The sequence below is a fragment of the Advenella incenata genome (genome assembly GCF_004217095.1).
Lineage (GTDB): Bacteria > Pseudomonadota > Gammaproteobacteria > Burkholderiales > Burkholderiaceae_B > Advenella > Advenella incenata.
This window is the reverse complement of record NZ_SHKO01000001.1, coordinates 1,454,391-1,475,076: the sequence shown is the minus strand read 5'-3', so window position 1 is coordinate 1,475,076 and position 20,686 is coordinate 1,454,391. Positions and strand designations below refer to the sequence as shown.

General features: G+C 56.9%; 19 protein-coding genes. 12 read left to right on the top strand and 7 right to left on the bottom strand.

The features are described from left to right. Nucleotides 1-6: 6 nt before the first annotated feature. Nucleotides 7-927, bottom strand: coding sequence for a hypothetical protein (locus EV681_RS06730; protein WP_130303575.1), 921 nt, complete (start codon nt 925-927; stop codon nt 7-9). A gap of 143 nt (nt 928-1,070) precedes the next feature. Here EV681_RS06730 and EV681_RS06725 point away from each other — a divergent pair, with 143 nt between their 5' ends. Next, nucleotides 1,071-2,225 carry a pyridoxal phosphate-dependent aminotransferase gene (locus EV681_RS06725; RefSeq protein ID WP_130304037.1) on the top strand — a complete coding sequence of 385 codons (1,155 nt, stop codon included), beginning with the start codon at nt 1,071-1,073 and terminating at the stop codon, nt 2,223-2,225. Nucleotides 2,226-2,278: 53 nt separating this feature from the next. On the opposite strand, the gene EV681_RS06720 is transcribed toward EV681_RS06725, so the two are convergent. After that, nucleotides 2,279-3,154 (bottom strand): lytic transglycosylase domain-containing protein, encoded by an 876-nt coding sequence (locus EV681_RS06720; protein WP_128395292.1) that lies wholly within the window; start codon nt 3,152-3,154, stop codon nt 2,279-2,281. Between the two features lie 141 nt (nt 3,155-3,295). On the opposite strand from EV681_RS06720, the gene ubiD reads away from it, so the two are divergent. After that, the gene (ubiD, locus tag EV681_RS06715; RefSeq protein WP_130303574.1) at nt 3,296-4,846 is read left to right on the top strand and encodes a 4-hydroxy-3-polyprenylbenzoate decarboxylase; all 1,551 of its coding nucleotides are present in this window, start codon (nt 3,296-3,298) and stop codon (nt 4,844-4,846) included. Here the strand turns inward: ubiD and EV681_RS06710 are convergent. From EV681_RS06710 to dacB, 5 genes are all read right to left on the bottom strand, one after another. Further along, complete coding sequence (locus EV681_RS06710) at nt 4,803-5,252, bottom strand: hypothetical protein (protein ID WP_130303573.1); 450 nt, start codon at nt 5,250-5,252, stop codon at nt 4,803-4,805. The two genes, ubiD and EV681_RS06710, sit on opposite strands and share 44 nt — an antisense overlap. After that, nucleotides 5,245-5,652, bottom strand: coding sequence for a phage holin family protein (locus EV681_RS06705; protein WP_128395289.1), 408 nt, complete (start codon nt 5,650-5,652; stop codon nt 5,245-5,247). Before EV681_RS06705 ends, EV681_RS06710 begins: the two co-directional genes overlap by 8 nt. Before the next feature lie 12 nt (nt 5,653-5,664). Beyond that, nucleotides 5,665-5,982: an ElaB/YgaM/YqjD family protein gene (locus EV681_RS06700; protein ID WP_128395288.1), complete on the bottom strand. Its 318-nt coding sequence runs from the start codon at nt 5,980-5,982 to the stop codon at nt 5,665-5,667. Between the two features lie 283 nt (nt 5,983-6,265). Further along, nucleotides 6,266-6,901, bottom strand: coding sequence for a uracil phosphoribosyltransferase (gene upp / locus EV681_RS06695; protein WP_128395287.1), 636 nt, complete (start codon nt 6,899-6,901; stop codon nt 6,266-6,268). A gap of 18 nt (nt 6,902-6,919) precedes the next feature. Next, the gene (gene dacB / locus EV681_RS06690) at nt 6,920-8,638 is read right to left on the bottom strand and encodes a D-alanyl-D-alanine carboxypeptidase/D-alanyl-D-alanine endopeptidase (protein WP_165392964.1); all 1,719 of its coding nucleotides are present in this window, start codon (nt 8,636-8,638) and stop codon (nt 6,920-6,922) included. Between the two features lie 315 nt (nt 8,639-8,953). Between dacB and queA the strand changes: the two genes are divergently transcribed. The 10 genes from queA to lnt all read left to right on the top strand — a co-directional run bounded on the left by queA (nt 8,954) and on the right by lnt (nt 20,627). Continuing rightward, nucleotides 8,954-10,012: a tRNA preQ1(34) S-adenosylmethionine ribosyltransferase-isomerase QueA gene (queA, locus tag EV681_RS06685; protein WP_130303572.1), complete on the top strand. Its 1,059-nt coding sequence runs from the start codon at nt 8,954-8,956 to the stop codon at nt 10,010-10,012. Nucleotides 10,013-10,161: 149 nt separating this feature from the next. Next, entirely contained in the window at nt 10,162-11,301 is a 1,140-nt protein-coding gene (tgt, locus tag EV681_RS06680) for a tRNA guanosine(34) transglycosylase Tgt (RefSeq protein WP_128395284.1), read from the top strand. Nucleotides 11,302-11,353: 52 nt separating this feature from the next. Further along, nucleotides 11,354-11,704: a preprotein translocase subunit YajC gene (gene yajC, locus EV681_RS06675; protein WP_128395283.1), complete on the top strand. Its 351-nt coding sequence runs from the start codon at nt 11,354-11,356 to the stop codon at nt 11,702-11,704. Nucleotides 11,705-11,786: 82 nt separating this feature from the next. After that, on the top strand, nt 11,787-13,682 hold the full coding sequence (gene secD / locus EV681_RS06670; RefSeq protein ID WP_128395282.1) for a protein translocase subunit SecD: 1,896 nt from the start codon (nt 11,787-11,789) through the stop codon (nt 13,680-13,682). Between the two features lie 53 nt (nt 13,683-13,735). Then, nucleotides 13,736-14,674 carry a protein translocase subunit SecF gene (gene secF, locus EV681_RS06665; protein ID WP_128395281.1) on the top strand — a complete coding sequence of 313 codons (939 nt, stop codon included), beginning with the start codon at nt 13,736-13,738 and terminating at the stop codon, nt 14,672-14,674. A gap of 177 nt (nt 14,675-14,851) precedes the next feature. Next, the gene (gene miaB / locus EV681_RS06660; RefSeq protein ID WP_130303571.1) at nt 14,852-16,276 is read left to right on the top strand and encodes a tRNA (N6-isopentenyl adenosine(37)-C2)-methylthiotransferase MiaB; all 1,425 of its coding nucleotides are present in this window, start codon (nt 14,852-14,854) and stop codon (nt 16,274-16,276) included. Further along, nucleotides 16,273-17,331, top strand: a complete 1,059-nt coding sequence (locus EV681_RS06655) for a PhoH family protein (RefSeq protein ID WP_130303570.1) — start codon at nt 16,273-16,275, stop codon at nt 17,329-17,331. Before miaB ends, EV681_RS06655 begins: the two co-directional genes overlap by 4 nt. Further along, nucleotides 17,324-17,833, top strand: coding sequence for an rRNA maturation RNase YbeY (gene ybeY, locus EV681_RS06650; protein ID WP_242612159.1), 510 nt, complete (start codon nt 17,324-17,326; stop codon nt 17,831-17,833). The genes EV681_RS06655 and ybeY overlap by 8 nt, the downstream gene beginning before the upstream one ends. A 279-nt stretch (nt 17,834-18,112) precedes the next feature. Next, nucleotides 18,113-19,012 (top strand): HlyC/CorC family transporter, encoded by a 900-nt coding sequence (locus tag EV681_RS06645; RefSeq protein WP_130303569.1) that lies wholly within the window; start codon nt 18,113-18,115, stop codon nt 19,010-19,012. 4 nt (nt 19,013-19,016) lie between these two features. Beyond that, nucleotides 19,017-20,627, top strand: a complete 1,611-nt coding sequence (lnt, locus tag EV681_RS06640) for an apolipoprotein N-acyltransferase (protein WP_128395277.1) — start codon at nt 19,017-19,019, stop codon at nt 20,625-20,627. Nucleotides 20,628-20,686 lie beyond the last annotated feature (59 nt).

Below are 20,686 nucleotides of genomic sequence, written 5' to 3'. Positions count from 1 at the left end.
TGGCGATCACAGCCCGGCACAGCCCGGCAACAATTCGTCAGGATAGACAAACAGCCCGCCCGGATCAAACAGGGCTTTGATATTGCCCTCGATATGATGATGCACCCCAACAGCAAAGTCATGATCGGCATCGCTGAGCGCCGCATCAGTCACTATGGCGTTGTGCCGCATGCGGCGAATCACCAGTTCCTGGCACCAGATGAGTGTTCCGCCATGCCCCAGAAAGAGTTGCGCCAAATTGATATCGCCCAGCCGGGGCTTGAGCGCATCCAGCCTGTAGTTCAGCGGCCAGCGCGGCATTTGAGCGCAACGGGCGATATCGGGATCGGACAACTGTTCAAACAGGGCCGGAATCAACCGCTGTAGTGCGGGCAGGCGCAGTGGCGACTCGTCATTTACGCCAAACCCGCCCAGTACGGCGGTCTGGCCGTCGGCAAATAGTGCATGCACCCGCTCCAGCCCGGAATTGGCAGTGCAGCCGGGCCTGCAGTCGTGCCACTGTGGCATGGCCAGCCATTGCGCCAATGTAAGTTCAGACGGTACGTGCGAGAATTGTTCATAGCCCAGCGCCTGCATATGCGCGACCGCTGTGCCGGGCAATGCCAGACAGGCATGTTCGCCCAACGCTTCAGTACCATGCAGTCGCGAACCGGCGCTGACAATCAGGCTGGACCGGCCAATGATGGTGGCCGCCGTCGCTGTGCCTTCCAGCACCATCGCCACATCGTACTCCTGGCAAAGCTGCCTGAGCGAGGGCAGATCGCCCAGGTCTTGCAATACGACGCGCGCGCAATAATATCCGTCCGTTTCCTGCTCATCGGTAAGGGGCGCTTCCAGCGCCCGCTGCACCCTGCGGCAGAAGGCTGGCCACGGCCCCTCCTGCGGGCGTTTACTAAGGGTAAGGAAGCGACGACGATTCACATGCATGATCAATTGCAAAAGCCTTTGTGGCAACAGCGGTAAAACAGTCCGGCAAGGGGACGGATAACGTGCCGGCAGGCGTTTACCGTTACAATGGGCGCTCACCACACGTATTCATTCTGATCTATTTTACCTTGCGCAGTTTCATCATGACCCGTTTTGCCCACCGAATCGACCAGGCCCTTACTTTTCACGCAATCGAGGTCACCAAGGCCGCCCAGCAACTGCGTGAACAAGGCCGGGACATTATCAGCCTTGGTATCGGAGAACCCGATTTTACGGCACCTCCGATCGTGGTCGACACGCTGGCCAGAGCGGCGCAGGCGGGCTTGAGTGGCTACAGTCCGGCACTGGGCATCATGCCGCTGCGCTCGGCCATTGCCGATTATTACAAAAGCCATTGGGGCGCAGAAGTGGATCCGGAGCGGATCATCATTACCGCAGGCGCTTCCGGCGCGCTGTCGCTGGCCTGCATGGCGCTGCTCAATCCGGGTGACGAGATTCTAATGCCGGATCCGGCCTATCCCGCCAATTCGAATTTCATCCTGTGCTCGGGGGCCACGCCGCGGCTGGTGCCCTGCACGGCGCAAGAACGCTTTCAGCTGTCGGCAGACAAGATTGCCGCTCATTGGACTGATAAAACACGCGGCGTGCTCATTGCCTCGCCCAGCAACCCGACCGGCACCTCCATCGAACGCGAGGAACTGGTCCGCATTATCCAGACCGTCAGGGAACGCGGCGGCGTGGTCATCATGGACGAGATCTATCTTGGCCTGTGCTACGACCGCGTACCGCGATCTGCGCTGACACTGGATCCACAGATTGTCGTCATTAACAGTTTTTCCAAGTACTTCAATATGACCGGCTGGCGACTGGGCTGGATGGTTGTGCCCGAAGCCATGGTCGGCCCGGTCGAAAAACTTGCCGCAAGCCTGAACATCTGCCCGCCCACCCTCGCGCAGCACGCGGCCATTTCATGTTTTACCGAAGAGGCGCTGGCCATTTACGAACACCGGCGCCTGGCGTTCATGGAACGGCGTGATTATCTGCTGCCGGAGTTCGAAAAACTCGGCATCCATGTGCCGGTCAAGCCCGATGGCGCATTTTATATTTATGCCGATATCAGCCAGCACGGCATGAACAGCGATCAGTTCGCCCACAAACTGTTGCACGAAGCCGGTATTGCGGTTGTTCCCGGGCTCGATTTTGGCCCTGCCTATGCGCAAAAAATGATCCGCGTTTCATACGCCACGGCGCTGGACAGGCTGCGTGAAGCCATTGAGCGACTGCAAAAGATCCTGTAGCATCCTGGCACGATACGCCGGCTGGTTGCCGGCGCCTTGTTCCCGGGCCCCGTTTATTGATATTTGCCCAGGTTACGCTTGAGCGCGATGCCCGATTCCAGCGCAATGCGACGCCGCTCGGCCTGGACCTTATCGGCATAACCGCCATCATTGGGGCCAATCGCACCCACGTAACAACCCAGCCCCCGATCCACGGAACCGCGCCGAGCAATGCAATCGTGAAGAATTTTCGCGCCCACCTGGATATTGGCTACGGGATTGAGCGCTGACAATACTCCCCCGTGAAACACATCGAATTTCTCCGCATGCACGTTGGGCATCACCTGCATGAGCCCCTGCGCGCCCACATGGCTTTCCGCAAACGGATTGTAGCGTGACTCGATCGCGATGACCCCAAGCATCAAAATTGGATCCAGTTGCTGCTTTTCGGCGACCGAATAGACTACGCGGATCAGCGCGCCGGTCACGTTACGGGCAATTCTGAACTTGCGCGCGACATATTCGCGCAACGCCAGCGCCTGGCTGTTGCTTAAGCCGGGAACGGTGAACTGGCTGTCTGAAATACCAAGATTGGCAAAAAAGCCCTCGTCCGTATAATCGAGCTCTCTGGTCAGCGCCGCGTTGTGCTGCTGCTCTGGTGATGTGGCCGGCGGCGGCACCAAATCCCCCGTGCGCACATGCGGCGAATTGAATATGGTGAGCAGGTCCTTGTCGGACATGACGGTGCTGTCGGGCATCAGGGCATTCAACGACGCCTGGTGAATGACCCTGATCTGGTCACGGATGGCCGGTAAAAGCGCCGCCGCCAGCACGGCAACAAGCACGGCAATCCCCAGATAGGAGACCATCAGATGGATAATATCGAGCGCAATCCGATAAACGGAACCGAAATAGCGGGAAGCAACAGGACGGGTTGTCGCAGAATTCATGTATGACAAAGTCCGGATCGCCTCACGCAAGGGTCCGGAGAGATTTGAGGAAATTTACTATACCCCAGTTTTGGCTGGCCCGCATCCTTCCCTGCCTTTCTCCTATAATGCACTATCTGAGTCATCAATAGGCTGTCTATCGTGAAATATGCGGATCTGCGGGATTTTCTAAAGCAACTGGAAAAGCGGGATAATCTCAAATCCATTCAAGTGCCGGTACAAACCCGGTTGGAAATGACCGAAATCAGTGATCGGGTGCTGCGCGCCGGCGGCCCGGCCCTGCGGTTCGACCAGCCCGTCCACCAGGGACGCACGTCGGACATCCCGGTACTCACCAATCTGTTTGGCACCCCCGAACGCGTGGCCTGGGGCATGGGCGCAGAATCGGTCAGCGCCTTGCGCGATACAGGCACACTGCTGGCCAGCCTGCGCGAGCCCGAAGCGCCAAAAGGCATCCGCGAAGCGATCGGGACCGTGTCCATGCTCAAGTCCGCACTGTGGGACATGGCGCCGAAAATGCAACGCCATGCAGCGTGCCAGGAAATTATCTGGGAAAAAGACGAGGTCGACTTGTCACGCCTGCCGATCCAGCTGTGCTGGCCCGGCGATATCGCCCCGCTGATCACCTGGGGTCTGGTGGTAACGCGCGGACCAAAGGCCAAACGCCAGAACCTGGGGATTTACCGGCAGCAGGTCATCGGCAGAAACAAGGTGATCATGCGCTGGCTATCCCACCGTGGCGGCGCATTGGATTTTCGTGACCACGCGCTTGCCCATCCGGACCAGCCTTTCCCCATATCAGTGGCGCTGGGCGCAGATCCGGCCACCATTCTGGGAGCCGTCACGCCGGTGCCTGACAGCCTGTCCGAATACCAGTTCGCCGGCCTGCTGCGCGGCTCGCGCACCGAACTTGTCAAATCGATAGGCAATACGCTGTCTGTGCCGGCTTCTGCGGAAATCGTGCTTGAAGGTCACATCCTGCCAGCCGGCCATCCCGATGCCATTGCCCCCGATCCAGCAGCGGGCACCACCGCCCCGCGTGGCAACGGTTTCGAGATGGCGCTCGAGGGCCCCTATGGCGACCATACGGGCTATTACAACGAGCAGGACTGGTTTCCGGTGTTCACCATTGACCGCATCACCATGCGTAATAAGCCGATCTACCACAGCACCTATACTGGCAAGCCGCCAGACGAGCCCGCAGTACTGGGTGTGGCGCTCAATGAAGTGTTCGTGCCGCTTTTGCAGAAGCAGCTACCCGAGATTGTTGATTTTTATCTGCCGCCTGAAGGCTGCAGCTATCGCCTGGCAGTCGTCTCGATCCGCAAGCAATACGCCGGCCATGCCAAGCGTGTCATGTTTGGCATATGGAGTATCCTGCGCCAGTTCATGTATACCAAATTCATTGTCGTTGTCGATGACGATATCAACGCACGCGACTGGAAGGAAGTGATCTGGGCAATGACTACACGCATGGACCCGGTGCGCGATACGGTGCTGGTGGAAAATACGCCAATCGACTATCTGGACTTTGCCTCACCCGAGTCCGGGCTGGGTGGAAAAATGGGCATGGACGCCACCAACAAATGGCCGGGCGAAACGCATCGCGAATGGGGAACGCCCATTGCCATGGATCAGGATGTCAGGCTCAGGGTCGACGCCCTGTGGCAGGATCTTGGTCTTGATACGTGAATGTGCCATGATCGACCGGGAGATCCTGCTCCGCATAACTGCGAGACGACGCCCGGCGCCCTGACTCTTGCTTCGAGCGGAATTTATTATAGACAAACCATGACGTCGCGGCCAGGGCGATCGGCTTGATCAGCGCCGAACGGGACTTGGCGGCGCGCAGCAAAAAGCGAGCGATGGTCAGGCTGACAAGCGGATTTTTTTCGATCAGTGAAAAAAGGCCGCTGCGCCTGCGCGTAAAGCCCATAAGCGTTTCGCCGCCGGCATCCAGCAGGGCCGTTTTGATGGCGTCCGGGGAGAGCGAATGACCGAGTGCGTTCACATCCTGTCGCAATTGTTCGCGCTCGGCCAGCACCCGGGCGGTGAGTAAGGCCTTGCGTAAAGGCTTTTTCAGTACTGGCTCATTCATCACCGACTCCTTTGTTAGCAGCAGGTGCCGGCGCACTACGCCCGCGCAGGGCCTGCGCATCATCCTGCAAGGCATTGATGGTTGCAGCGAAAGGCGTCGTCGCCAGCCCCAGATGTTTTTTCATCAAAAGCAAGCAACCCAGGCCAATCAAGGCATAAACCAGCACCAGAACTGCCAGGGCAATGTAACGATACTCGGTGCCCCAGAAAAAGAGCCCGACCAGGACCGCCACGACCGTAAGCGCCAGATGCAGAAACAGCAAGCCAACAGCGCCGAACAAAAGAACCGACAACAGTCGGTCCTTTTCTTCCGTCAGTTCCAGAGACAGCAGTTCAAGGCGCGTTTTGACCAGCGAGGTAAAACCGCCGGTAACTGCACGCAGATTCTGTTTGACTGACATGGTTGGTCCGCGTTACTTGCGGCCGATGATGACACCCAGCAGAACCCCTGCAAGCGCAGCAAAGCCAACCGTACGCCATGGATTATCATGAACGTATTCATCGGTCATCCGGACTGCTTCCTTGCTTTGTTCTACCGCGCGCTCCTGCACATCCTTGAACGAACCGGTTGCTTTTTGCAGGGCATTCACCGCACGATCGCGCAACTCACTCGCTTTGTCACCGCCGATTTCGGAGGCTTCCTTGAGCATGCCCTCTGCTTCAGCGATACTGGCGCGCAGATTGTTCAACAGCTGTTCCTGAGATTGTTCGAGACTTGATTTACTAGCCATGTGACTCTCCTGCAATGATTATCTGAAATAGCCGGCTTGCGGAATACCGCTATGTCCGGGTCCTGCTTTCTTATATTACGCCATTGTTGGAAATTTCAAGTTCATCATAGCGCATTCCAGGCGCTTATCGACCAGACTTTAAGATTGTTTTCATTTGCACAGGTCCTGACATCCACCGCAAGTGGCCAAAAACGCTTGGATTTTTGATTTTTATATTTAAATACAATAACTTGCTTCTTCTGGCATACAACATGCAACGCAACACTCTGAAAAGAATCGTAGCCTATACTTTCTGTCTTGTTCCGAATATACGGTCACCGGCATCGCCCAGGCCGGGAATGATATAGCCGTCCTGGTTCAGGCGTTCGTCAATGGATGCCGTGTAAATCTTGACGTCCGGATGCGCATTCAACACCCGCTCAATGCCTTCGGGTGCGGCAACCAGAACCAGCGCCTTGATTTCCCGGCAACCCGCCTGCTTGAGCATGGTGATGGTCGCCTCCATGGAACCGCCGGTCGCCAGCATCGGATCGATAATAAGCGCCAGACGTTGGTCCAGATCGCCAACCAGTTTCTGCAAATAGGTGCCCGCCTCCAGCGTCTCTTCGTTTCTGGCAATGCCCACGGCACTCACCTTGGCGCCGGGAATCAGGGACAAGACGCCATCGAGCATACCAATGCCGGCGCGCAGGATCGGCACGACAGTCACTTTCTTTCCGGCAATTTTTTTGACTGTGACGTTGCCGCACCAGCCTTCAATGACGGCATCCTCCAGGGGAAAGTCCTTGGATGCCTCGTAGGTCAGCAACGCCCCAATTTCCTGGGCCAGTTCCCGAAAACTCTTGGTGCTCAGATCGGCTCGCCGCATGATGCCCAGCTTGTGCTGGATCAGGGGATGGCTGATTTCGTGAACGGACATGTTTTTTTCTCCGAAAAATTATTGTGCAATGAGCCACTGGACAAGGCTGTCGACAAACGATTTGGTTTTAAGGGCTGCAACGTCATTGACCAGGCTGACCAGGATATATGTTTTGCCGCTAGCCGCGGTGACATAACCGGACAGTGCACTGGCGTTGCCCAGCGTCCCTGTCTTGAAGTGCCCCCGGCCCTTTGCCGACTGATCTGTCAGGCGGCGACGCATAGTACCATCGACACCGGAGACTGACAATGAATCCATGTATGTGTCGCGCCACCCCGAAGTCCAGATGGTGTCGAGCATCTGGGCCTGCCCGCCGGCCGTGATACGCCCTGTCCGGGACAGCCCGGAGCCATTGACGACGGTGTACGCGCCAATATTAACACCTTGTTTGCGCAGTATATCCAGAACGGCCTGGCTGCCCTTTTCGAAGGTTGCCGGCGCGCCATACAGCTCCTGCCCCAACGTCAGAAGCAGTGTTTTGGCCATCACATTATTACTGTATTTGTTGATCGTCTGTATTACCTGCCCCAGCGGCGGTGACGTGCGAGTCTCCAGCAGTACGGCGCGATCCGGCACCAGTCCGTCGCGTATCACGCCTGAAATAGTCCCGCCCTCGGCCGTCCACAAGCGCTCGAAAATACTGGAAAACATATAGGTTTGCGATCCGACGAGCCGGTAAATGGAAAACTCCCCACAGGCAGAAGACAGTTTGCCCTTCAGTTGCAAGGCGGGACCACTGTCGGTCTGCACCGTGCCTGTCAGTTCCGAACCGGTTCGCGACTTGATACACGCGCCCGAGGTCAGCCCCAGGTGGCCCGCTATGGGCGGATTCTGTATATCCGGTTCAAACGATACCGCCCAGTTGCCGGACTGCCGATCCGGTTTCAAATTGAGCATGATCGCGCCAAGATTGACCATCATGGCGTCCGGATTGGCGTTATAGGGGCGCTCGGGCGAACCGTCAAAATCGCCTGGATCAGTAAAAATAGGCGCGAACAGTGAGCGATCCACGATCACATCCGACAGATGCCGCAGGCCTTTGGCCTGAATGGCGCGAATCATCTGTCGCAGATCCTGATAGTTGAGCGCCGGATCGCCGCCGCCCTTGATATACAGTGGCGTACGCATGGCCTGCGACACATCAAAGCGCGCTCTGCGATCAATATAGACACGTGTCTTCCAGGTGTACTGGCTGCCCAGCCGGTTCAGCGCTGCCCAGGTAGTGAGCATTTTCATGACCGAAGCCGGGTTACGCGGCGTGGTCGGATTGATCGCCAGAATAACCGGACCGCCGACCTCCTTGATCAGCAGCGACAGCGACGATAGCGGCACACCGGTTTTGTCCCAGCGCGCTTGTATGGCGTCGGGCAGATGACCGGCCGATTTGATCGAAGCGATGGGAAAGCCGTAGACATTCAAGAGGTCGCCAGCATCAGCCTCGCTTTGGGCCGCGGCCGCCGCAGCCAGACCGGTTGCCCCTTTCTTTACACCCAGGCCGCCCTTCTGGGCGGGCGGCAGGATCTTCACGTCAAGGGCGCCTGGTCGGTTGAACTCGAACGTCGTGCCGGGCGCAACCCGAATGGTTGCGGTCTTTCCCTTTTTGCCAGACGAGGCCTTCTTTTTTGTCTGCGACTTGCTGCTTGTGCCGCTGTCGCGCGCGCAGGCGGGGGTGGCCAGCGTCAGGCTAAGCAGGAGCAGACAGGCCACCATGGACAGACGTGCTGCTGCAGGGCGCATAATCACATTTGCTATTGGCATACAGTGGCGTCAAAAGCACAAAATGAATGCCACGCTTGCCCAATCGCATCGGCGCAGGCCACGGTGCCCACCACAGAACGCGGCTTCAGATAAGAAGGCTTGGGGTGGATCATTGTAATCTGGCTCTCCTGTTGCAGTCCGGAACGAAAAAGACACTTTATAATGGTTAATTACGACAAACCGGTTAAAACCGGCAAAATTCGTCCACCAACCTATCCTGATATTGCGAGCCCAGATTCGTGCTGTTGCGCGCATCGATGCCGTCGATACCCTGCTTTCCGTTGCTTTTTATTCATGTTACCCATAGATCCCTCGCTGAGTATTGCCGACTTCGACTACGAACTTCCCGAAGACCTGATCGCCCAGGTCCCGCCTGCCACCAGAACCGACAGCCGCCTGTTGCTGGTGCAAAACGATGGCGCGCTGCAGGACCTGAACTTCAGCGCCCTGCCCGACTTGCTACTGCCTGGTGACCTGCTGATTTTCAATGACACCAAGGTGATCAAGGCAAGACTATACGGCCAAAAGGACAGCGGCGGGCGCGTGGAAGCGCTGATCGAACGCATTATTGAACCGACCCGCGCCCTGGCACATGTTCGCGCCAGCAAATCACCACGCCCGGGCACCAACCTGATCTTTGATGGCGCCATTACCTGTTCAGTCGTGGCGCGGCATGACGATCTGTTCGAATTGCAGTTCGATACCGATATTCTGCCCGTGCTGGACAAACACGGCAACCTCCCATTGCCTCCGTATATCAAACACAGTGCCGACCAGCAGGATGAAACCCGTTACCAGACGGTCTACGCCCGCCACCCCGGCGCGGTCGCCGCACCCACTGCCGGCTTGCATTTTGATGCAACGCTGCTGCAACGGCTGCAAGACAAAGGCATAGATTCGGCCTGGGTCACCTTGCACGTGGGCGCCGGCACATTCCAACCGGTACGGGTAGAAAAAATCAGTGAGCATATTATGCACGCAGAATGGTATACCGTACCGGAAACGACCGTCGCCGCCATTGCTGCGGCCCGCGAACGGGGCGGACGCGTTATTGCGGTCGGCACTACAAGCGTACGGGCACTGGAATCGGCCGCACAGCAAGGCGGCACACTGAACAACCTGCGCTGCCCCGTCGCCCACAGCGCCGATACGCAGCTATTTATCACGCCAGGTTACACGTTTCGCGTGATCGACGGACTGATCACCAATTTTCATTTGCCCCAGTCAACGCTACTGATGCTGGTTTCCGCCCTGACAGGTCGCGAGCGCATGCAGCAAGCCTATCGCCATGCCATCGAACAGCGCTACCGGTTCTTCAGTTATGGGGACGCGATGTTTATTGCGCCAGGCTAATCGGACCCGTCCTGTCCGAAGCAGTTGGCGGCACATTTACAACCTCAACTTTACGACCCTGACCCAAGCGCAAGGGAACGAATCAGTGCTGTTTCTGTCATACTTGACTCTTTGCCGTACGCGCACCCCCCTTTCATCACTCGATTATCATGCCAGGACTTTCCTTTTCTTTAATAAAAACCGAGGGTAAAGCCCGCCGGGCCAGCATCACTCTGAATCACGGCACCGTCCAGACACCCATGTTCATGCCCGTGGGTACCTACGGCAGCGTCAAGGCCATGCTGCCGCATGAACTGGAAGAGATCGGGGCGCAGGTAGTGCTTGGCAACACCTTTCATTTGTGGCTGCGACCAGGCACCGAAGTCATTGAAAAACATGATGGCCTGCATGGTTTCATGCAATGGAAAAAACCGATACTGACCGACTCTGGCGGCTTCCAGGTGTTCAGTCTGAGCGACTTGCGCAGCAAAATCACCGAAGAAGGCGTCAAGTTCTCATCGCCTATCGACGGCTCAAGACTATTTCTGACACCCGAAGAGTCCATGCGCATCCAGCGCGCACTCAATTCGGATATCGTCATGGTATTTGACGAATGCACGCCATACACCATCGACGGGCGTCCCGCCACGCATGATGAGGCAGCGCGTTCCATGCGCATGTCGCTGCGCTGGGCACAACGCTCCCGGGATGCATTTGACACGCTGCAAAACCCCAACGCGCTGTTCGGCATTGTCCAGGGCGGCATGTTCGAGGATCTGCGCGACGAATCGCTGGCCGGACTGCAGCGCATTGGTTTTGACGGATACGCTATCGGCGGCCTGTCCGTTGGCGAACCCAAACCGGACATGCGTCGTATACTGGCACATATCGCCCATCAGTTGCCCGACAATGCCCCGCGCTATTTAATGGGCGTAGGCACACCGGAAGACCTGGTCGAAGGCGTCAGCCAGGGCGTGGACATGTTCGATTGCGTCATGCCATCGCGCAACGCGCGCAACGGCTGGCTGTTTACCCGCTTTGGCGATATTAAAATCCGCAATGCGCGGTATCGCGACGATACCCGCCCGCTGGATCCAACCTGCGCCTGCCATACGTGCCGGCATTTTTCACGGGCCTACCTGCACCATATGCAAAAGGCCAATGAAATTACCGGCGCTCGCCTGAACACACTGCACAACCTGCATTTTTACCTGCGTATTATGGAAGAAATGCGGGAAGCGCTGGAACAAAACCGTTTTGCCCAGTGGCAGGAACAATTTTTCACCGATCGGTCAAAAGGCATTGACTAGCCCAGAAAAGGCTACAATATTCGGTTAATTTACACTTACGGGAGTCTTTCTTATGCTTACAAGCAATTTATCTACGCTGGTCCTGGCACAGGCTGCGCCAGCCGGCGGCATCATGGGCGGTCTGACAAGTTTTCTGCCTATCATCCTGATGTTCGTGGTGCTGTACTTCCTGATGATTCGTCCGCAAATGAAACGCCAGAAAGAAACCAAGGCCATGATCGACGCCCTGGCCAAGGGTGACGAAGTGATTACTGCCGGCGGTATTCTGGGCAAGATCTCCAAAGTCACGGACAACTACCTGACAGTGGAAGTATCCAACCTGGCAGACAAACCCGTCGAGGTGCTGGTACAACGTGTCGCAGTGACCACCGTACTGCCAAAAGGTACAGTCAAATCGCTGTAATCCGGCAACAGGCGGGCGGTAATCACCGCCCCGCTTTTTGTCCGGCCCCCTGTTTCAACCCCTTATCGAAAACGGCTACGGTATGAACCGCTATCCCCTCTGGAAATACATTACGGTACTGGTTGCCCTGATTATCGGCATTCTGTATACCGCCCCCAATTTTTTTGGTGAAACACCGGCAGTGCAGGTGTCCAGCGCCAAGGTGACACAAAAAGTCACCACGCAGACCATGGGTCAGGTAGAGGACATACTGCGGCAGAACAATATTGCCTTTTCCGGCACCTATTTTCAACAAAACGGCCCTGCCGGCACCGTTCGGGTACGCCTGGCCAATACCGACGCACAGCTGAAGGCGCGCGACGTACTGGACAACGCGCTCAATCCCGTCAAGGATGACCCGTCCTATACCGTGGCGCTGAACCTGCTATCGGCCTCTCCGGACTGGATGACCGCAATCGGCGCCAACCCCATGTACCTGGGTCTTGATTTGCGCGGTGGCGTGCATTTTCTCCTGCAGGTAGATATGCAGGGTGCACTGACTGCCCGCTATGAGTCCCTCACAACAGACATCCGTTCCATTTTGCGCGACGCACGTGTCGCAGTGGAGTCGGTCAACAACGCAGACAGCCGCATTACTGCCACCTTTGCCACTGAGCAAGACCGGAACAAGGCGCAAGATGTGCTGCGTACCCGCACCAATGAACTGGAATTTACCTCCAGTCAGTCCGGCGGCAAATTCCTGCTGACCGGCACCATCCTGGCTGCTGAAATTGCCCGGGTCCAGGACACCGCACTCAAACAGAATATCCTGACCCTGCACAACCGGATCAACGAACTGGGCGTAGCCGAGCCGATTATTCAGCAGCAGGGGCTGGACCGCATCATCGTACAACTGCCTGGCATTCAGGATGTAGCCAAAGCCAAGGAAATTCTGGGCCGCACCGCCACCCTGCAATTGCGCATGGTCGATGATTCGCCAACCGCGCAAAACGCCATGGCCACCGGTACCGTCCCTTTCGGACTGGAAAGTTTCAAGGATACCGACGGTCAGACAGTGCTGGTCCGCCGCCAGGTATTGCTAACCGGCGAGAATCTGGAAAATGCCCAATCCGGGCGCAACCAGCAAACCCAGCAGCCGACAGTCAACCTCACGCTGGACGACAAGGGTGCACGTATTTTCCGTGACACAACCCGCGACAATATCGGCAAACGCCTGGCCATCATTCTGTTTGAGAATGGCAAAGGCCAGGTCGTGACGGCCCCGGTTATCCGTAGTGAAATCCCTAACGGCCAGGTCGAAATTTCAGGCAGCATGGATGCCACGCAGGCTGCCGATACGGCCCTGCTGCTACGCGCAGGTTCGCTGGCTGCCCCCATGTCCATTATCGAAGAGCGCACCATCGGCCCAAGCCTGGGCGCCGATAATATCCGGATGGGATTCGATTCCACCCTTTACGGTTTCCTGATGATCGCGGTCTTCATGATCATTTATTACCACGTGTTCGGTGTGTTCTCTACCCTGGGCCTGGCTTTCAACGTCCTGCTGCTACTGGCGGTCCTGTCGCTGCTGCAGGCCACGCTTACGCTGCCGGGCATCGCCGCCATTGCACTGACGCTGGGTATGGCGATTGACTCGAACGTACTTATCAATGAACGGGTCCGGGAGGAGCTGCGCAATGGCGCCTCGCCGCAGCAAGCCATCAATGCCGGCTTTAGCAAGGCGTGGGCCACCATTCTTGACTCGAACCTGACGACCCTTATTGTGGGCCTGGCGCTACTGGCTTTCGGTAGCGGCCCGGTTCGCGGCTTTGCCGTGGTTCACTGTATTGGTATCCTGACCTCCATGTTCTCGTCCGTGGTCGGTGTACGGGCCATCGTGAATTTGTGGTACGGCCGGCGCAAGAAACTCAAGTCGGTCTCCATCGGTACCGTCTGGCGTCCCGAGACAGATGACAAGAAAGACATCGCCAAGAACTGAATAGCGCAGCACACTTTTTCTGTCCGGGCTGACCGGACAGAGCAGGAATAAATATGGAATTTTTCAGAATCCACAAAACCATCCCGTTCATGAAGAACGCGCTGGTCCTTAATTTGATCAGCGCCATCACCTTCGTGCTGGCGGTATTTTTCATCGTGACCCGCGGCTTTCATCTGTCCATCGAATTTACCGGTGGCACGGTCATGGAAGTCAATTACCAGCAGGCCGCCCAGCTTGAGGAGGTGCGCAGCAGCATCAGCGCGCTCAACTATAGCGACTTTCAGGTGCAGAACTTCGGTACTTCGCGCGACGTCATTATCCGCCTGCCGGTAGACAAGAGCATGTCTTCGACGGAACAGAGCAATACCGTGATGGCCGCCCTCAAGAAAGCCAGTCCCGATGCAGAACTGCGCCGGGTAGAGTTCGTCGGGCCGCAAGTGGGTAACGAGCTTTTTTCCAATGGTCTGAAGGCACTGGCGTTTGTGGTGATCGGGATCATGATTTATTTGGGGATCCGCTTCGAATGGAAATTCGCGTTGGCCTGCGTGGTTGCCAACTTGCATGACGTGGTGATTATCCTCGGATTTTTCGCATTCTTCCAATGGGAGTTCTCACTGCCTGTACTGGCCGGGGTGCTGGCGGTCCTGGGTTATTCGGTCAATGAGTCAGTGGTGATCATGGACCGGATCCGCGAGAATTTCCGCAAGCAGCGCCGTGCCAGTGTCCGTGAGGTCATCGACGGCGCCATTACGCAAACCATTTCCCGTACGGTCATTACCCATGCGTCTACGCAAATGATGGTGCTCTCCATGTTCTTCTTTGGTGGCCCGTCCCTGCACAACTTTGCGCTGGCGCTCACCATCGGTATCTGGTTCGGTATTTATTCATCGGTATTCGTGGCGGCAGCCATCGCCATGTGGCTGGGCGTCAAGCGCGAAGACATGATCAAGACGCCGAAAAAAGAAGATCCGGCCAGCGAAGTGATCTTCTGATCAAAAGACTGTACCGTGGGCGCAACACCTGCTTGTGCCCCACCCCGGAAAAAAGCGCCTGCGGGCGCTTTTTCGTTTGAAAAAACAACAGGATAAGGTGTAATCTGGGCAAACACGTTACAATCACGTTTTCCAAATTTTACCCCCGGGACAAAAACCCGCAACGGTACCCATATCATGCAAGAGACCCCACTCAAACGCGGCAACGCGCCCGCTGTTACCACCCCTGTTCAGGAAGTGCCCATCCGTATTCACCCCTCCGCCAGAAAGCTGTATATCAAGACGTTCGGCTGCCAGATGAACGAATATGATTCGGACAAGATGGCCGATGTATTACGCGAAAACCAGGGACTGGAACTGACCAACACGCCTGAAGACGCCGATGTCATTCTGCTCAATACCTGTTCCATCCGCGAAAAAGCGCAGGAAAAAGTATTTTCGGATCTTGGCCGCATCAATCAGCTCAAAAAGAAGAACCCCAATCTGGTCATTGGCGTGGGCGGCTGTGTCGCCAGCCAGGAAGGCGCTACCATTATCCGGCGTGCGCCGTACGTGGACGTGGTGTTCGGCCCCCAAACCCTACACCGCCTGCCCGAACTGCTTGAACGGCGCAAAAGCACCGGGCGCGCCCAGGTGGATATCAGTTTCCCGGAAATTGAAAAATTCGATGCGCTGCCCCCGGCCCGGGTCGATGGCCCCTCAGCTTTCGTGTCGATTATGGAAGGTTGCAGTAAATACTGCAGCTTTTGCGTTGTCCCCTATACCCGTGGCGAAGAAATTTCCCGGCCGTTCGAAGACGTCCTGACCGAAATTGCTGATCTGGCCGACCAGGGCGTCAAGGAAGTCAATCTGCTGGGCCAGAATGTCAACGCCTATCGCGGCACACTGGGCGGCACCACCGAACTGGCTGATTTCGCCATGTTGCTCGATTACGTGCACGACATCCCGGGTATCGAGCGCATTCGTTATACGACCTCCCATCCCAAGGAAATGACCAACCGGCTGATCGAAGCCCACGGGCGCCTGCCCAAGCTGGTTCCTTTCCTGCATCTGCCTATCCAGACTGGGAGCGACCGGATTCTGGCCGCCATGAAACGGGGCTACACCGGGCTGGAGTTCAAGTCCATTGCCCGCCGTCTGTATGCAGCCCGGCCCGGCATGACCTTGTCTTCAGACTTCATTGTCGGTTTTCCTGGCGAGACAGAAGCCGATTTCGAAGCCACCCTCAAGCTGATCGCAGACGTCAATTTCGACACCTCGTTCTCGTTCATTTATTCGCGCCGGCCAGGCACGCCTGCCGCAGACCTGGAAGACGATACGCCTTACGAAGTTAAACTGGCGCGGCTGCAACGCCTGCAGGCCCAGATTACGGCTCAGGCCAGCGCAATTAGTCATGGCATGCTTGACACCATACAACCGGTGCTGGTCGAGGGCCCCTCGCGCCGCGATGCCAGCGAACTGACCGGCCGTACCGAAAACAATCGGATCGTCAATTTTGCTGCGTCCGAGCAGTTGATCGGCCAGATTGTCAACGTGCGGATTGCTGCCGTATATACCAACTCTCTGCGCGGCGAGCTCGCGACTGGGGACGCCGCTTCATGACGGGAAAACGTACCTTGCCCGTGGTCTTCCATCTGGAAGGCGACAACACTCAGTTGGCCAATCTGTGCGGGCCACTGGATGAAAACCTGAAGCAGATTGCACAGGCTTACGATGTTACTATCGGGCGCAGCGGCAACCGGGTGATCGTCGAAGGCGAGCAGGCCCAGGATGCAGCAGGCGCCGTCAACCTGTTCCACCGCCGCGCCCGCCATCGCGACCTGACCATTGACGATATCCAGTTGGGGCTGGTCGAATTGCGGGCCAATGCAAAACCTTCGGGCAGCACTGATCGCAGCAAGGCCGAAACCGATGACAGCCGGCACCGGCGTCCGTCGAGTGCCGCCGGCCTGCCCGAGCTGCCGCCACTGGATGATGACAGCGGCACCATAGCGCTGCGCACCCGACGCAATGACCTGCGTCCGCGTACGCCACGCCAGCGTGATTATCTGAACAATATTTTGCGGCATGACATTACCTTCGGCACAGGTCCAGCCGGCACCGGCAAGACCTGGCTGGCTGTTGCCTGTGCCATTGATGCGCTGGAACGGGAACACGTACAGCGCATCATACTGACTCGACCTGCTGTAGAAGCCGGTGAACGCCTGGGTTTTCTGCCCGGCGACCTGGCCCAGAAAGTCGACCCCTACCTGCGCCCGCTGTACGATGCGCTTTATGATCTGATGGGGTTTGACAAAGTCATGCGTCTGTTCGAGAAACAGACCATCGAGATCGCCCCGCTGGCCTACATGCGGGGCCGCACCCTGAATCATGCTTTTGTCATTCTGGACGAAGCCCAGAATACAACCCAGGAACAAATGAAAATGTTCCTGACTCGCATTGGATTTGGCAGCAAGGCCGTGATCACGGGAGACCCATCGCAGATCGACCTGATCAAGGGCCAGAAAAGCGGTCTGGAACACGCCCTGCGCGTGCTATCCCATGTCCAGGGCATTGCCATGTCGCGCTTTACCAGCGAAGATGTGGTGCGGCACCCACTGGTGGCCCGCATCATTGATGCCTACGATCTGGCCGAAGGCCGCACCCCCAATGAGTAAACCGGCCACGCCCCGTTCTCGCGGCATGCGCGACACCTCTTATCTGCGCACGACGGTCCAGCACGTGGTGCCGGTTCCTGAAATCACCCACCAGCGTATTCGGGGCTGGATGCTGCGGGCCGTCGACGCCGCCATGGCCGACAACCCCGACATTATCCAGGCGGAACTGGCCCTGCGACTGGTTGATGCCGACGAAGCGCGCGAGCTTAATAGCCAGTTTCGCGGCCGCGACTATGCCACCAACGTGCTTACCTTCGAATACGGGATCGATCCCGATGGCACGGCGCGTGGCGACATCGTACTGTGCGTGCCGGTTCTCAAACGAGAAGCGAGCGAACAGGGCAAATCTCTGCGACAGCACGCGGCCCATCTGGTGATACACGGCGTGCTGCACGCGCTGGGCTACGATCACGAAGACGAAGACGACGCCGTCCACATGGAGTCGGTGGAAACTGCCCTGCTGGCCAGCCTGGGCTTTCCGGACCCGTACCAGCCGCACTGACCTGATCCGCCGTTCTGCGCCAGCTTTCTGCAACATGGCGCTTTCCCCACAACTGCCTGCTTTCTATAAGATTCCGGTTTCCTGTAATCTTCGGGTTTGCTACGACGTTTCAGCAGCAACACTGACCCCATCGGAGCGAAGTCACCTCCGGCAAAGACTTGACCTCAATCAAGACCCGATGTCGGCAAAAGCCGGGTTTACCCAAAGTAACGCGCTTTTTTCATCAAATAGACGCAAATTTGCGTTATCCTTATAACTTCCTAAACTAGACGTCCAGAGATGTCAGATCCATACCCTTCCAACGATGCCGAGGCAGACAGTCAGCCAGGCAAAAAGCACACCTCCCGCTCACTTCTCCAGCGAATAAAAGGCCTGCTGGGCCAGAACGAACCCGAAGACCGGGAAGATATCCAGGAGATACTTTCTTCTGCGCATGATCGGGACATCATCGACGACGATTCCTATTCCATGATCGTCGGCTCAATTTCCTTCACCGAGAAAAACGTCAGCGACATCATGATCCCGCGTTCGCGCATGGATTTGCTGGATATCAGCAAGCCGCTGCAGGAACTGCTCCCTATCGTTCTCGATACGGCTCATTCGCGCTTTCCGGTATATGAAGAAGAAAAAGACAATATTATCGGTATCCTGCTGGCCAAGGATCTGCTGCGCTTCATCAACAACCCGCAAACCGATATCCGCAGTCTGGTCCGGCCGGCCAACTACATTCCTGAAACCAAGCGGCTGAACCAGCTGCTGCGGGATTTCCGCGAGAACCGCAATCATATTGCCATTGTGATTGACGAATACGGCAGCATTGCCGGCCTGGTCACCATGGAAGACGTCCTGGAACAGATCGTGGGCGATATCGAAGACGAATACGATGAAGATGCGCAAATGACCATCTTCCCGGAAACCGATACTTCGTGGCGTGTGATGGCCATCACCGATATCCGACAACTGAACCAGACACTGCAGGTTGCCATTCCCGAAGACGATTACGATACCATCGGCGGCTGGCTGGCGGCAGAGCTGGATCATATCCCGCAACGCGGCGACAGTCACGACTTCCAGGGATTGCGATTCCAGGTCCTGCGTGCCGATGCCCGGCGCGCCTTGTGGCTGCATGTCAAACGTCTGTCTGCCATGAGCAGCAGTCATAGTAAAACAGAATCCTGAGAACATGGTCTGGCTCCTTCTTATCGCGGCTGGGGCCATTCATGCCCTGAGTTTTTCTCCCGATCCCCTGCCCGGCTGGACCTTGCCCTATATTCAGGTGCTGTCCATGGCGGTACCGGCATTTATTGTCTTCAGCACAAAACATATCAAACGCGCCGCCCTGGCCGCCTTTGTCTTTAGCACCAGCAGTTTCTGTGTAGGTGTGTACTGGCTGTACATCAGCATGAACCATTTCGGCGGCCTGGCAGCTCCGCTTGCCGCTTTGGCCGTATTGCTTTTTGCGCTTTATCTATCTTTGTATGCCGCGCTTGCGGGGGCATGTACCGCCTGGCTAGGACGCGATCTGAATGTCATGCGGGTGCCGCAGGCGCTGGGCCGTCCGCTGCTGTGGGCCTGTACCTGGACGCTGGGCGAATGGCTGCGCGGTTTTATATTCACCGGCTTTCCCTGGAACAATATCGGTTACGCCCATACCAACAGCCTGCTGTCGGCCTGGGCTCCCGTCGCGGGCGTCTATGGCGTGGCTTTTCTGGCTGCGCTGGCCAGTGGGCTGGTTGCCTGTATTGTTTATTATGTGAAACACAATCGTCCCGGCATCATGGCGGCCATGGCCAGTGCACTCCTGGGCATGTTCATCGTCAGTTTTGCACTGTCGCGCATTACATGGTTTGACAACCATGGCCCTGTCATGACGGTAAGGCTGGTGCAAGGCAATATTGCACAACAGATGAAATTTGACCCGGCGCAATTGATGAGTTCTCTGCAAGCCCAGTTTGCACTGGCTACGCGTCCTGCAACAGACGCTCAACGGGCTCCTTCAGTGATTATTTTCCCCGAAACCATTCTGCCGACATTTCAGGACAGAATGGCGCCAGAGTTCTGGCAGTCGGTTGTCGAGCTTGCTGATCAGATGGAAGCGACCCTGTTCCTGGGTACGCCCATGCACACGATAGTCGATGGCCAGGATCGCTATACCAATAGCGTACTGACGATAGACAGTGATACATCGGTTTCAGCCCTGATGCAGGGCCAGCAGGTACCGGTTTATGACAAACAACATCTGGTGCCGTTTGGCGAATTTGTTCCTTTGGGTTTTCGCTGGTTTGTTGATGCCCTGAACATTCCACTGGGCGACTTTGATCGCGGCGGCCAGGGCCAGGAAAGCTTTGCCGTCCATAATCAGCGGTTCGCGCCCAATATCTGCTATGAAGATGTCTTTGGCGAAGAATTGCTGCCTGCCTTGCGCACCCAGGCAGACGGCACGCCAGGCGCCAGCATATTGTTTAACGTCAGCAATCTGGGCTGGTTTGGCAATACCTGGGCGCTAAGGCAGCATTTGCAGATCTCGCGCATGCGCAGTATGGAAACCGCAAGGCCCATGCTTCGCGCCACCAATACCGGTTCGACGGCGGCCATTGACGCCAAGGGTCGTGTATTGTCGCAATTGACCACGGCAACAGCCGGTATCCTGGATGTGCAGGTACAAGGCACGCAAGGCCTGACGCTATACACCCGGATTGGAAACGGGTTGATCGTTGCCATCAGCCTGTTGGGTTTGATCGTTGGTTTTATTCAGAAGCGGCGCGCGCGCGCAACAGGTTCCGGCAGATCCTGAGCGCTATGTCCGATAGCGGCACAGCGGGTGTCGCGAGTGTTAGACGACGGCCCCCAGGG

Excerpts from the sequence above, each read along its gene's own strand:
- queA (WP_130303572.1), top strand. The coding sequence starts at position 8,954 with ATGTTACCCATAGATCCCTCGCTGAGTATTGCCGACTTCGACTACGAA.
- EV681_RS06720 (WP_128395292.1), bottom strand. The coding sequence starts at position 3,154 with ATGAATTCTGCGACAACCCGTCCTGTTGCTTCCCGCTATTTCGGTTCC.
- tgt (WP_128395284.1), top strand. The coding sequence starts at position 10,162 with ATGCCAGGACTTTCCTTTTCTTTAATAAAAACCGAGGGTAAAGCCCGC.
- EV681_RS06705 (WP_128395289.1), bottom strand. The coding sequence starts at position 5,652 with ATGTCAGTCAAACAGAATCTGCGTGCAGTTACCGGCGGTTTTACCTCG.
- EV681_RS06725 (WP_130304037.1), top strand. The coding sequence starts at position 1,071 with ATGACCCGTTTTGCCCACCGAATCGACCAGGCCCTTACTTTTCACGCA.
- yajC (WP_128395283.1), top strand. The coding sequence starts at position 11,354 with ATGCTTACAAGCAATTTATCTACGCTGGTCCTGGCACAGGCTGCGCCA.
- secF (WP_128395281.1), top strand. The coding sequence starts at position 13,736 with ATGGAATTTTTCAGAATCCACAAAACCATCCCGTTCATGAAGAACGCG.
- EV681_RS06645 (WP_130303569.1), top strand. The coding sequence starts at position 18,113 with ATGTCAGATCCATACCCTTCCAACGATGCCGAGGCAGACAGTCAGCCA.
- EV681_RS06730 (WP_130303575.1), bottom strand. The coding sequence starts at position 927 with ATGCATGTGAATCGTCGTCGCTTCCTTACCCTTAGTAAACGCCCGCAG.
- dacB (WP_165392964.1), bottom strand. The coding sequence starts at position 8,638 with ATGCGCCCTGCAGCAGCACGTCTGTCCATGGTGGCCTGTCTGCTCCTG.
- miaB (WP_130303571.1), top strand. The coding sequence starts at position 14,852 with ATGCAAGAGACCCCACTCAAACGCGGCAACGCGCCCGCTGTTACCACC.
- upp (WP_128395287.1), bottom strand. The coding sequence starts at position 6,901 with ATGTCCGTTCACGAAATCAGCCATCCCCTGATCCAGCACAAGCTGGGC.
- secD (WP_128395282.1), top strand. The coding sequence starts at position 11,787 with ATGAACCGCTATCCCCTCTGGAAATACATTACGGTACTGGTTGCCCTG.
- EV681_RS06655 (WP_130303570.1), top strand. The coding sequence starts at position 16,273 with ATGACGGGAAAACGTACCTTGCCCGTGGTCTTCCATCTGGAAGGCGAC.
- EV681_RS06710 (WP_130303573.1), bottom strand. The coding sequence starts at position 5,252 with ATGAATGAGCCAGTACTGAAAAAGCCTTTACGCAAGGCCTTACTCACC.
- EV681_RS06700 (WP_128395288.1), bottom strand. The coding sequence starts at position 5,982 with ATGGCTAGTAAATCAAGTCTCGAACAATCTCAGGAACAGCTGTTGAAC.
- lnt (WP_128395277.1), top strand. The coding sequence starts at position 19,017 with ATGGTCTGGCTCCTTCTTATCGCGGCTGGGGCCATTCATGCCCTGAGT.
- ybeY (WP_242612159.1), top strand. The coding sequence starts at position 17,324 with ATGAGTAAACCGGCCACGCCCCGTTCTCGCGGCATGCGCGACACCTCT.